Source organism: Micromonospora sp. NPDC050795 (assembly GCF_044456785.1).
In the GTDB taxonomy this organism is placed as follows: domain Bacteria; phylum Actinomycetota; class Actinomycetes; order Mycobacteriales; family Micromonosporaceae; genus Micromonospora.
In genome coordinates this window covers 21,921-33,847 of sequence record NZ_JBITGE010000012.1, presented here as the reverse complement: position 1 = coordinate 33,847, position 11,927 = coordinate 21,921, and the positions used below count along the sequence as shown (strand labels likewise).

At 73.2% G+C, this 11,927-nt stretch carries 10 protein-coding genes; 3 read left to right on the top strand and 7 right to left on the bottom strand.

The window, feature by feature from the left end:
* Positions 1-31 precede the first annotated feature (31 nt).
* Both ACIBEF_RS12995 and ACIBEF_RS12990 read left to right on the top strand, forming a co-directional pair.
* Positions 32-406, top strand: coding sequence for a DUF742 domain-containing protein (locus tag ACIBEF_RS12995; RefSeq protein ID WP_124820399.1), 375 nt, complete (start codon positions 32-34; stop codon positions 404-406).
* Between the two features lies 1 nt (position 407).
* The gene (locus tag ACIBEF_RS12990; RefSeq protein ID WP_007455465.1) at positions 408-1,001 is read left to right on the top strand and encodes an ATP/GTP-binding protein; all 594 of its coding nucleotides are present in this window, start codon (positions 408-410) and stop codon (positions 999-1,001) included.
* 279 nt (positions 1,002-1,280) lie between these two features.
* Here ACIBEF_RS12990 and ACIBEF_RS12985 read toward each other — a convergent pair whose 3' ends face one another.
* Together ACIBEF_RS12985 and ACIBEF_RS12980 are read right to left on the bottom strand one after the other, a co-directional pair.
* On the bottom strand, positions 1,281-3,725 hold the full coding sequence (locus tag ACIBEF_RS12985) for a transposase (protein WP_396793689.1): 2,445 nt from the start codon (positions 3,723-3,725) through the stop codon (positions 1,281-1,283).
* Positions 3,726-3,764: 39 nt separating this feature from the next.
* Positions 3,765-4,721: a DNA primase gene (locus tag ACIBEF_RS12980; RefSeq protein ID WP_396793589.1), complete on the bottom strand. Its 957-nt coding sequence runs from the start codon at positions 4,719-4,721 to the stop codon at positions 3,765-3,767.
* 160 nt (positions 4,722-4,881) lie between these two features.
* Here ACIBEF_RS12980 and ACIBEF_RS12975 point away from each other — a divergent pair, with 160 nt between their 5' ends.
* On the top strand, positions 4,882-5,220 hold the full coding sequence (locus tag ACIBEF_RS12975) for a helix-turn-helix transcriptional regulator (RefSeq protein WP_357206520.1): 339 nt from the start codon (positions 4,882-4,884) through the stop codon (positions 5,218-5,220).
* A gap of 55 nt (positions 5,221-5,275) precedes the next feature.
* On the opposite strand, the gene ACIBEF_RS12970 is transcribed toward ACIBEF_RS12975, so the two are convergent.
* The 5 genes from ACIBEF_RS12970 to ACIBEF_RS12950 all read right to left on the bottom strand — a co-directional run bounded on the left by ACIBEF_RS12970 (position 5,276) and on the right by ACIBEF_RS12950 (position 11,733).
* Positions 5,276-5,950 carry a permease prefix domain 1-containing protein gene (locus ACIBEF_RS12970; RefSeq protein ID WP_396793588.1) on the bottom strand — a complete coding sequence of 225 codons (675 nt, stop codon included), beginning with the start codon at positions 5,948-5,950 and terminating at the stop codon, positions 5,276-5,278.
* A gap of 68 nt (positions 5,951-6,018) precedes the next feature.
* Positions 6,019-7,791, bottom strand: coding sequence for a thiol reductant ABC exporter subunit CydC (gene cydC, locus ACIBEF_RS12965; protein WP_396793587.1), 1,773 nt, complete (start codon positions 7,789-7,791; stop codon positions 6,019-6,021).
* Positions 7,788-9,464: a thiol reductant ABC exporter subunit CydD gene (gene cydD / locus ACIBEF_RS12960; RefSeq protein WP_396793586.1), complete on the bottom strand. Its 1,677-nt coding sequence runs from the start codon at positions 9,462-9,464 to the stop codon at positions 7,788-7,790. The genes cydC and cydD overlap by 4 nt, the downstream gene beginning before the upstream one ends.
* Entirely contained in the window at positions 9,461-10,468 is a 1,008-nt protein-coding gene (locus ACIBEF_RS12955) for a cytochrome d ubiquinol oxidase subunit II (protein WP_396793585.1), read from the bottom strand. The genes cydD and ACIBEF_RS12955 overlap by 4 nt, the downstream gene beginning before the upstream one ends.
* A gap of 11 nt (positions 10,469-10,479) precedes the next feature.
* Entirely contained in the window at positions 10,480-11,733 is a 1,254-nt protein-coding gene (locus ACIBEF_RS12950) for a cytochrome ubiquinol oxidase subunit I (RefSeq protein WP_396793584.1), read from the bottom strand.
* Positions 11,734-11,927 lie beyond the last annotated feature (194 nt).

The following is an 11,927-nucleotide window of genomic DNA, read 5'->3' as shown; positions in this document are numbered from 1 at the left end:
GGTAACGGGTGCGAAGGAGGTGAGCGGCGAGATGGCCGATCGTGACGAACCAACCGGGGCGTTGGTCCGTCCATACGCCGTGACCCGTGGTCGCACCCGTCCCCGGCTCGACATCGCGCTGGAGGCGCTCGTCGAGACGACGGTGCGCGGCCGTACCGCTGCCAATGGCAACGGTGGTGGCCGTGAACACCAGTACATCGCCGCGCTGTGTGACGGTCGCGTGCAATCGCTCGCGGAGATCGCGGCGCGGATGCAGCTCCCGCTCGGTGTGGCCCGGGTGCTCATCGCCGACATGGCGACGGACGGCCTGGTCGCGGTCCACGAGCCGACCATTTTGGACGACTCCGACGACGCGGTGGGCACTGAACTGCTGGAGAGGGTGCTGAGTGGACTTCGCAGGCTCTGACATGTCGCACCGCCCGCCGAACCCGAGCGGCCGCGTGACGTCGGCGAAGATCGTTATCGCCGGTGGATTCGGCGTCGGTAAGACGACGCTGGTCGGCTCGGTCTCGGAGATCACGCCGCTGACCACCGAGGCCATCATGACCTCCGCTGGCGTGGGCGTCGACGACACCCGGCAGGTGCCGGGCAAGACGACGACCACGGTGGCCATGGACTTCGGCCGGATCTCGATCGACCGTGACCTGATCCTGTACCTGTTCGGTACGCCGGGTCAGACCCGTTTCTGGTTCATGTGGGACGAACTGGTGCGGGGTGCGATCGGTGCGGTCGTGCTGGTGGACACCCGCCGGCTGGCCGACTGCTTCGCGGCGATCGACTTCTTCGAGCACCGACGCCTGCCGTACCTGGTGGCGATCAACTGCTTCGACGGGATGCAGTACCACGACCCGCAGGACGTCCGGGACGCCTTGGCGATCTCGAGCGACGTGCCGGTGGTGGCCTGCGACGCCCGTAACCGGGAGTCGACGAAGCACGTGCTGATCTCGCTGGTCGAGTACGTGCTGACCATGCGCCGTACGCGCGCCGTAGCCCCGGCCTGATCCGGGACGCTGCACGCCCCGGTGGTGGCTCCGGCCGCCATCGGGCGCTGCTAGCCGCCCGGGTGAGTACCCCAGCGCTGGCTCGTCGCTCGGACGAACCAGCGTGCCGCCGAGCCGCCTCCTGACGATCCTGGAAGCCTTCAGCCCCTTTCCGGGGCACCGGCCACCCACAGTCCTCACGAGGCGGCTTCTGCGTGCCCGGGGAGATCCGCCCCCCGCACCACAGGCAGAAAAGCCCCCAGCCAGCCGGCTGGGGGCGTTTCCGTGTGTGCGAAGGGGTCAGGACTGGTAGCCCGCCGAGCGGTACTCGTACTCCCGGTCGTCGTCGCGGTCCCCGTGGTCGCGGCTGAAGTCCCAACCGCCGGCCGCCTCGCGACCGGGCCGACCACCCACCGCGAAACCGCCGATCTCCTGGCCGCGACGCCAGCCACGGAAGTAGCCGGTGGTGTTCTCCGCGAGGCTTGCCGCATCACGCACTATGCGCAATGGGCGCTCCTCGCGCAGCGGCGAACCCGGCACCAGGTTGGCCTGCGGCACGCGCTTCGGCAGCCCGGCGTTGGTCTCGGCGCCCACCGCCGGGCGGGCGGCCTGCTCTGCGGCCTGCCAGCCGGTGTCGGCGGTGGTCGACCAGTCCAGGTCGGACTCCTCGGCCTGACCGACGAACCAGGCCGACTTGGCCTGCGCGAAGATCAGAAGATCGCCGTCGCCCTCGTCGGCGACCGGCGGCGGCCGGTGCTCCATGGGCGGTGGCCGGTGCTCGACCGGGGGTGACGGCCGGTGCTCGGCGGCGCGCTCGGTGCGGGCGGCCGCCCGACCGTTACGAGCGGCCTGCTCGCGGTCGACCAGGCGCAGCGGCGGCGTCTCCAGGTGCTGGTCCGCGGGAGGGTTGAGCCCCTCGCGCAGCGCACGGTCGGCCAGCGGTGGCGGCTCCACCAGCCGCAGCATCGGCGGCTCCGGCGGCAGGTCGTCCGCCAACCACGGCGGGGTGACCCGACCGTCGGCCCGACCCGGGTCGGTCGGGGCTTCGACACCGCGGCTGCCGCCGTACGAGTAGGCCACCGGGTTGTTCGGTGAGCTGTCGGACGGGTCTTCCGGGTTGTTGACCAGCGGCCAGTTCGCACGGGAGCCGGGCGGTGCGGCCTCCTGCCCCGGTCGGGGGGTCGGCACCGGAATGCTGAGATCGGTGGCGCTGAACCCACCGGTGGGTGGCTCGTCGACCGGGCGTTGCAGGTGGCTCGGCCGGGGCTCACCGTTGGTCTTGGGGCGGGGCGGAATGACCGTCCGCTGCCGCTCGGCCCGCGCGTTGTTGATGGCGGCAGTGGTCAGCGTCGGCCGGAACGGCTCACCGGCCTCGGCCGGCGGCACCATGCCCCGTTGCGCCGGCGCGATCGGGGTGATCCCGGGCGGCGGAGGCGGCGGCGCGGAGACGGGCCGGTTGGTCGGGCCGTCGATCCGGCTCGGAAGCGGCTCGCTGCGACCGGGCAGCGTGGACGACGGCGGACCGGCCATCGCCGCCGGAGTCATCGGCGCGGGTGCGACCGGCGGCGGCGTGACCGGGGCGGGTGCGACCGGCGGCGGCCCGAGCGGGCGGGGCGACGCCAACGGCGCGTTACCGGGAATCGGCTCCGGACGGCTGCGCCGCCCGACAGCGGGTGCCGGGTCGGCTGCGGGCGGGGTGGGTCGGACCGACCGCAACCCGGCGTTGGTGCCGGCGAGGCCGGTCAACCCGGCGTTGGTGCCGGCCAGGCCGGTCAACTCGCCGACGGACTCGCCGCGGCGGGCCGCAGCCCGGCGGCCGGGCGCCTGGACCGGCGTGCTGACCCGCGAGCTGAGCGCGCTGACCAGCGCCTCACACCCGGCGTCGCAGGCTCGTACGGATGCGACGGCCTGGCGGACCGTCTCGGCCACCGCGGACGTGAGCGCCCGGTTGACCGCGGCCCGTCGGGGTGTCTCGGAGATGGCGACCCGCAGGGCGGTGACGGCCTCGTTGATCTCGTCGGCATCGGCGACCCCGTCCGCGGCGAGGTGCGCGGCGATGGCATCCGCCGCGACCGACACCTCGCGGCCCCGGGCCACGGTGCCGCCGAGCATGCCCGGCTCGGGCAGCGCGTCCAGCACTGCCAGAGAGACCGGCTCGGCCGGGTCCGGGTAGGCGCGCAGGGCCGCCGGGTAGAGCTCACGCAGAACCTCGCGCAGCGCCACGGCGGCGGAGTGCCGGCCACTGGCCAGCGCGGCGTGCGCGGAGAGCACCTGCTTGTATCCGGCGAGGTCCCGGGGCGCCGGCAGGGTGACGGCGGAGAGCGCCCCCGCCTGCAACGCGCGGGCGAGGCCGACCGCCCGTCGTTCGGCCGGAGGCGACTGCATCTCCTCAAGAGAGTCGTCGTCGGCGAAGCGCTCGGCGAAGTCGTCCACCGAGTCGTCGTCAGCGATCGCCAGGGGTCGCCCCGCCGCGCTCAGCAGCGACGTGACCGTGTGGTCGTCGCTGTCAGCGGCGATGGCCGCACCGCTCGGCCCGCCCGACCGCTCCACGAGCAGCGCGACGAGCTGGGCGTAGCCAGCGGCGTCATCGCTGATCTCGCAGACATGCAGCAGACGGCCTGCGTCGTCGACCACAGCGGACGTCAGCGTCGAACCGGCGGAGGCCGGTCGGTCAGCCGGATCCGCCGAGGCCAGACCGCAGTAAACGCGCACGAGCGCCACGGCGTCGTCCTCCTCCCGGGACAGGTCTTTCCTCTGCCAGCAACTGATGCTCCCCGGTACGGGTCAGTCGCGCCAGTCCACCACCGCAGAGATCTTGCCGACAATGGTGCGCCAACCCAAACTTGCGGTCTGCGCCCCGATCTTCTTCAGCCGTCGCCGAGCCATGAACGCGCCGATCCCGCCGTTGGCGGTGCCACGCAGAGCCTCGTCCAGGTCGTCGAGGCTGGAGCCGGCGGAGAGCATGTCGAGTACCGCAGGCAGCCGCAATGCGTACGAGAGGTCACGCGCGGCCTCGCCCGCCTCGATCAGCAGGGTCGAATCCCACGTGTCGTGCCCGCCGCGCAGGTTCTCCACGACCAGGTCGAGCTCGTAGGTGTCCTCGTCCAGCGGAGCGATATCTGCCGGCTCCACCCGTTCGGACAATTCATTCCAGCTGTCCAGTTGGGACAGATCGTTGGGCGCACCGGATCGGATGAAACTGACAAGCGACTCGGGGGTCTTGAACAGCAGCAGCTTGCCCCGGTTGCTGAGGAAGACCGGCACCTCCTCGTCGTCCGCCTCGTCCGCGGCGGCCTCGTCCGACTCGTCGTCGGTCTCGGTGTCGGTGGCGGCGCCGTCCCGGCGGCGCGTCGACTCGTCGTCCTCCTCGGCGAACTCCTGGGCCAACTCCTCGTCGAGGATGACGACGGTCTCGTCGTCCTCGTCCTCCTCCTCGATCGCCTGGCGGCGGGCGAGGAACGGGTCGTCCTGGTCGCGCTCGGTCACGTCGGTCGGAGTCAGCGAGCTGGCCGGTCGGTACGCCCGGAGCGTGAAGCCGGTACCGGCGGGCAGAGCGATCTCCACTGGGTCGATGCGCAGCTCGTCCCAGAGCGAGCGGTCGATCGACGCCGACGGGCGGTCGGTCTCGACCTCGTCTGGCTCGGCCGCGCCGGTGGTGTCGTCGAGCTCGGGCTCGTCGGCGTCGGGCCGTTGGGGCGACTGGCGGGCCACGCTGACCTCCGTGTGCTTCGGGTTGCCCACCCACCGGGGTCTCTGACCGGCGAGTGACTCTGGGCACATACCCTAGTCGGCGGCCCTGGGTGACCGGTGCCCGCACCCCGGTGGCCGGTTGGCGCACGGGTCCGACCTGCTGGTCGTGGTCGCTGGCGAAGTGACGGTTCGACAAGTAGCGTAGCTACGCATGAAGGCCCAGGCGCTGCACGGCCATCTCGATGCTCTGCTGCTCGCCGTGCTCGAACAGGGCGCGCTGCACGGCTACGCGATCATCGAGGCGCTGCGTGCCCGCAGTGACGGCAGTCTGGATCTGCCCACCGGCACCATCTATCCGGCGCTCCGTCGCCTGGAACGCGCCGGTCACGTGGCGAGCACCTGGAGCACTGTCAGCGGCCGGGAACGGCGGACGTACCAGCTCACCGACTCCGGCCGGCGGGCGCTGGCCGGGGAGCGGGCCGGTTGGCGCGAGTTCCAACTGACCGTCGGCCGGTTCCTCGATTCCGGCAGCCCGCCCACCCCGGCCTGACGCGCCCACGGCTGATGCGCCCACTCCGGGCTGGCCCGTTCGCGCCGGCCGGTGATCAGCGGCTGGTGGCTAGCAACCAGCCCCGCGCCGCGCGGGTGAGCGAGAAGTAGGCGGCTCCCACCAACACCGCTCCGATGATCATCGGGGGCCAGCGCAGCGCCGCGTCCCAGAGGTTCAACGACCAGGTGAAGAGGGCAGCGCCGGCCACCATGCCGAGGATCAGGGCGCCGGTCAGGCCGGTGCCCACGGCACGCTGGGCCAGAGCCAGGCCCGGCCGGGGTGCCCGTGCGCTCGCCCGGACCACCAGCAGGCCGGCCACCGAGAGCAGCAGCGTGCTCATCCAGATCCAGTCGACCGAGTTGGAGAGCAGCAGGTAGCCGGCGGGCGGGCGGGGGCCGTCGCTCCAGCTCGCCCCGCGCCAGGTCAGATCGCCGGCGGCCACCCCCACCCCGGCGACCGCCAGCATCCGCAGGGAGAGTCCACGCAGGGCACCCACCGCCAGCTCGGCCTGCCAGGACGGGAGCACCTGCGCCGGTGAGCCGAAATCGGCCACCGCCCTGCGCTGCGCCTCGGTGGGTGGCACCCCGCTCTCGCGGTACGCCTCCACGGCGTCCAGCAACCCGTGCCGGGCCTCGGTCAGCAGGTCGGACTTGAGTCGTGCCGGCCCCTGCAACCGGGCGGCCAACTCCCGCAGGTGCTCGTCGACCATCACGTCCTCACCGCGCCACATGGCACCACAGTGCCACGGACCCCGGCCGGTCGACGTCCGGGAGAACCCTGGTCCGCCCCGGAGCCGGGTCAGGGGGCGAGCGCCAGGTAACCCCGTTCGGCCGCGGCCTGGAGCAGCCACTGGTCCCGGTACCAGCCCGGGGCCGCCACCAACTCGGCGTGCCGACCGCGCTGGATCACCCGACCACCGTCCAGGACCACTATCTCGTCCAGCTCGGCCAGCCCGCTGAGCCGGTGGCTGATCAGCAGCACCGAGTGCCCGGCGGGGGTGGCGGCGAGGGCGGACGCGAGCACCGCGTCCGCGGCGGCCGGGTCCAGACCTTCGGTGGGCTCGTCGAGCACCAGCACCGGCGGCGCGGCGAGCAGTGCCCGGGCGAGCGCCAACCGCTGCCGCTGCCCACCGGAGAGCTGCCCGCCCTCCTCGCCGACCAGCGTGTCCCAGCCCGTCGGCTGGGCACGGACCCAGTCCAGCAGGCCGGCGGCGGCGGTGGCCCCGGTCAGCTCCTCCTCGCCCGCTGCGGGCCGCCCGAGCAGAAGGTTCTCCCGCACCGTTGCATGAAAGACGTACGCCTCGGCCAGTAGCCCGCCGACCGCGCGCGGCAGCGCCTCCTCGGCGTACGCCGAGAGGTCTTGACCGTCCAGGGTGACCCGGCCGGACGCGGGCCGGACGGCACCGGTCAGCACGGCGGCCAGTGTGCTCTTGCCGGCGCCGCTCGGACCGACGACCGCGATCCGGCGTCCCGCCGGCAGGTCCAGGCTTACCCCGTCCAGGGCGGGTGCCGCGCCGGCCCGGTGCCGCACTGTCACGTCGGCGAAGCGGAGGTCGTGCGGGCCGGTCAGGTCCGCTGGACCGGTCGCCGTCGGAGCGGTCGGCGGGTCGGTGTCGAGAAGGTCCGCCACCCGGGTCAGGCCGGGCCGCAGTTGCGTCCACTGCCGGGCCGCCGCTACCAACGCCAGCGTCACCTCGACGGCGGCCAGCGTGCCGACGGCCAGAACGCCCACCAGCACCCCCCGCACGTCGGCGGCGAGCGCGACCAGCACCACCGCCGCAGCGGTCACGCCGGCGGCCAGTACGCCGGCCGCGTCCACGGCGAACCCGGTGGCGGCGAGCCGACGTTCCAGCCGGGCCAGCCGGTGGGCGCGCTGCTCGGCGGCGCGCAGCGTGACGTCGGTCGCCCCGAACGCGGCCAGGTCGGCGGCACCGTGGGTGAGGTCGATCGCGTCAGTGGCCAGCGCGCCCCGCAGGGGGGCCACCTCGGCCGCGCTGCGGCGGGTGACCGCGGTGGCCAACGCGGGCAGCGCCACCCCGGCCACCAGCAGCCCGACGGCGAGCGCCAGGGCGGCCGGTGGTGAGATCAGTGCCGCCACGGCGACCGCCGTCACACCGACGAGGGCCGCCGCCGAGGCGGGCACCAGCACCCGCAGCAGCAGGTCCTGGACGGCCTCCACGTCGGAGACCAGGCGGCTCAGCACGTCCCCCGAGCGGTGCGTCGTGCCACGGCGGGCCGCCAGGGTGGCGAAGACCCGGGCCCGGACGTCCGTGATCATGCGGAGCACCGCGTCGTGCCCGGCGAGTCGTTCGGTGTAGCGGAACACGCCACGGCTGATCGCCAGCGCCCGGACCGCGACGATCGCCACTGTGAGGCGGTCCAGCGGAGGCTGACCGGCGGCGCTCATCAGCAGCCAGGTGGCGGTGGCCATCAGGGCCAGGCCGGCGAACTCGGTGGCGGCCGCCAGCAGTCCGGCGCCGACCAGGCGGCCCAGGTACGGCCGGGCCAGTCGCAGCACCGCCCGCTCGCCGGCGGCCCGTCCGGCCGGTGCCGACCCCTTCTGCCGAGTCATCGGGCGGCCTTCCCGGTCGGTTCGGGCGTCAACTCGGTGACCTGACCGTCCTTGATGCGCAGGATCCGGTCGGCGTCGGCCAGCAACGCCGGTCGGTGTGCGACGAGCAGCGCCGTCCGCCCGGCGACCAGGCGACGGGTGGCGTCGAGCACCACCGCCTCGGCCGCCGTGTCGAGTCGGGCGGTGGGTTCGTCGAGCAGCACCACCGGGGTGGAGCGCAGGAACGCCCGGGCCAGTGCCACCCGCTGCCGCTGCCCACTGGACAGCCCGTGGCCGCGCTCACCGAGCAGGGTGTCCAGGCCGTCGGGCAGGCCGGCCACCACGTCGTCCAGGGCGGCGTCGTGCACCGCGGCGGTGAGTGCGTCGGCCGGGGTGTCCGGCGCGCCGAGGCGGATGTTGTCGGCCAGCGACGCGGCGAAGAGATGCGCCCGCTGCGGCACCCAGGCGAGCTGCCGGCGCCAGGCGTCCGGGTCGGCGGAGGCGAGGTCGACCCCGTCCACCGTGATCCGGCCGCTGGTCGGTGCCACGAAACCCAGCAGCAGGCCGAGCAGCGTGCTCTTGCCGGCGCCACTGGGCCCGATGATGGCGATCCGCTCACCGGGTCGGATGGTCACTGTCACGTCGCGCAGCGCTGTGGTCCGCTCGTACGCCACCGTCACCCCCTCGAACCGGATCTCGGCCCGCGCGTCGGGGACGGAGGCACCCTCGGCGGCCCGGGGCGCGGTGGGTGCGGCGGAGATGGTCAACGCCTCGTCCAGCGCGGCCAGTCCTTCCATGCTGGCGTGGAAGCGGCTGCCGGCGGCCCGCAACGGCAGGTACGCCTCCGGGGTCAGAAGCAGCACCAGCAGCGCGGTCTGCAGGGCCAGCCCGCCACCGAGCAATCGGATGCCGACCGGCACCGCGACCAGCGCCACCGAGAGGGTGGCGACCAGTTCGAGGACCAGCGCGGAGAGGAACGCGATCCGCAGTGTCTTCATGGTGGCGACGCGGTGTCCGTCGGCCATCCGTCGTACCACGTCGGTCTGCGCCCGGGCCCGCCCGAACGCGCGCAGCGTGGGCAGCCCGGCGACCATGTCGAGGAAGTGCCCGCCGAGCAGCGCGAGCCGCCGCCACTGCCGCTCGGTGGCGGCCTGTGCCTGCCAGCCGAGCAGTGCGCCGAAGACCGGGATCAGCGGCAGGGTCAGCGCGATGATCACCGCCGAACTCCAGTCGGCGAAGACGACCCGCGCCAGCACCGCGAGCGGCACCGTCACGCTGAGCACCAGTTGCGGCAGGTACCCGGTGAAGTACGCGTCCAGTGCGTCCAACCCACGCCCGGCCAGGGTGGCGATCTCACCGGCCCGCTGCCCGGCCACCCACCCGGGCCCGTGCCGGCCCACCGCGCCGAGCAGGTCGGCCCGCAGCGTGGCCTTGACCGTGGCGGCGACCCGCGCCGAGACAGTGCCCTGCGCCCACACCAGGCCCGCGCGGGCGGCGACCGCGACCACGAAGCCGGCCAGCGCCGGTCGATCCAGCCGACCGTCGATCGCGGTGGCCAGCAGCGACGCGAGCGCGGTGGCCTGCGCCACGATCAACCCGGCGGCCAGCACCCCCAGGAGCGCGAGCACGGCAAGATCGCCCCGGGCCGCAGGGACCCGGCGCAGCAGACGCGGGTCGAACGGACGGCGGCTCACCAGTACACCGGTGCCCTACCGTCGGTCCGTCCTCGGAAAACCCACCAGCACATCGCCTGGAAGCCTAGTAGGGCCGGAAGTAGCGGCAGCGCCACCCAGCCCAGCAGCCGCAGGGTCGGCACACTGGCGGCCGCGTCGGCCACCCGCAGCGAGGCGTCCGGGTCGGTCGTGGACACCAGCACGTAGGGCCAGAGAGCTGCTCCGACCAGCAGCACCGGCAGCGCCAGGGCCACGCCGGTGGCGACCACAGCCCACCCCGGCCGCCGCCGGGCCAGCGCCGCGCGGGCCGCCAGCAGCGCCGCCACGAGCAGCACCGGCAGGAGTACGGCCACCGCCGGCCGCTGCACGGCGTCGCGTACCCGGGCGGAGAGCAGGCCCACGACGGTGGCCAGGGCGACCGCGGTGAGCGCCACCGGCACCAACCGGCGGGCCGTACGGCCGACCACGGCGGCGGCCTCGGCCGACAGTCGCAGGGTGAGGAAGGTCGCACCGTGCACCGCGACCAGGGTGACCATGGCCAGGCCGGCGGCGGCCGCGAACGGGGTGGCCAGGTGTGTCACCCCGGCGACGTGCCCGTCGGCCGTCAGGGGTACGCCCTGCAACAGTGCGGCGAGCAGCACACCCCAGCCCAGCGCGGCGAGGGCGCTGCCGATCACCACGACGCGGTCCCAACGGGCGCGGATCCGCTCGTCACTGGGCCGGCTGCGCAACTGCACCCCGACGGTGACCAGGATGACGCCGACCAGGGCACCGGCGACTGCCGGATAGCAGCCGGCGAGCAACTCGCCCTCCAGGAGGGGGAACGCGCCGAAGAGAATGCCCATGGCGGCCACCAGCCAGACCTCGTTGCCGAGGAAGAACGGGCCGAGCGCGGTGAGCGCCTCCCGGCGCCCGGCCGGACCGACGCCGCGGGCGAGCAGCAGCCCGACGCCGTAGTCGTAGCCGGCGAGCACCAGGTAACTGGCGAAGAAGAAGCCGAGCACTGCGTACCAGGCGAGGTCCACTGTCTACTCCTCTACAGGAGGGCGGGTTCGGGGTGGGCCGGATCGCTGGGCGGTACCGGTGGGCGGCCGAGCGCCGGGTCGGCCGCGCCGCGTCTGGCGTACCGGGCGAGCAGCACCCAGTTGGTGACCGCGAGGGTGCCCAGCAGCAGGCTGAACCCGATCAGCGAGGCGAGCATCAGCGGCGCGCTGACCGGGGAGACGGCCTGCTCGGTGGGGAGCAGCCCGTACGCCACCCAGGGTTGACGGCCGACCTCCCGGGAGATCCAGCCGAGGATCACCGCGATGAACGGCAGCGGCAGGGCGAGCAGGATCAGCCAGAGCGGGAAGCGCAGTCGGATGACCCAGTCCCGGAAGAGCAGGGGCAGCAGGAGCCAGACGCAGCCGAGGGTGAAGCCGATCAGGATCATGAAGCCCAACCCGACGCTGGCCAGCACCGGCGGCGTGTAGTCGCCGGGGCCGAACCGCGTCGTCCACTCGGCGATCAGCGCCTGGCTCTCCGGGCTGTCGCCGCCGAACTTGGTCGGCTGCACCGAGCCCACCGGGCCGAACTGGGCGAAACCGAAGCCCTGCACCATCGAGATGGCCAGTGCCGCGGTGACCAGGCCGATCCGCAGCGAGGTGCGGAAGAGCGCGAAGTCCGGGGTACGCCGGATCAGGTGCCACGCGCTGACCGCCGCCATCAGCATCCCGCCGACCAGCAGCGCAGCCGAGACCACGTGCCCGAAGGCCATGCCGAGGCTGGGATTGCTGAGCAGCGCGCCGAAGTCGGTGAGGTGGGCGATCCCGTCGCGGACCTCGTAGCCGACCGGGTTCTGGAGCCACGAGTTGGCCACCATGATCCAGAACGCCGAGGCGTACGCGGTGATCGCCACGCCCCAGAGCAGCGCGAGGTGGACGCCCTTGCCGAGCCGGTGCCAGCCGAAGATCCACATTCCGAGGAAGGTGGACTCCAGGAAGAACGCCACCAGCGTCTCGATGGCCAGGGGTGCGCCGAACACGTTGCCGACGTAGCGCGACAGGCCGCTCCAGTTCAGCCCGAACTGGAACTCCATCACGATGCCGGTGGCGATGCCGAGCACATAGTTGATCACGTAGAGCTGGCCCCAGTAGCGGGTCAGCCGCTCCCACTTCGGGTTGCCGGTGAGCACCCAGGCGGTCTGCATGCCGACGAGCAGGGTGACCAGCCCGAGCGTGACCACCACGAACAGGAAGTGGATCGAGGTTGTTGTGGCGAACTGCAGGCGGGCGAGGAGCAGGGTGTCCATGACCAGCCCTCCATAGCGTTGGCTCCCTTGTGGTAGCCACCCTACACGTAGCTAGCCTACTGGTAAGCCCTACTACGCCGCGTCGTAGAAAATATTACTACGCCACGTAGTAATAAAGCCCACGCGCAACCCCGGCTCCCGTGCCGCAGCGCCCCGGGTCCGTCGCCGCCCCACCCCACCGATCCGTCACCGCC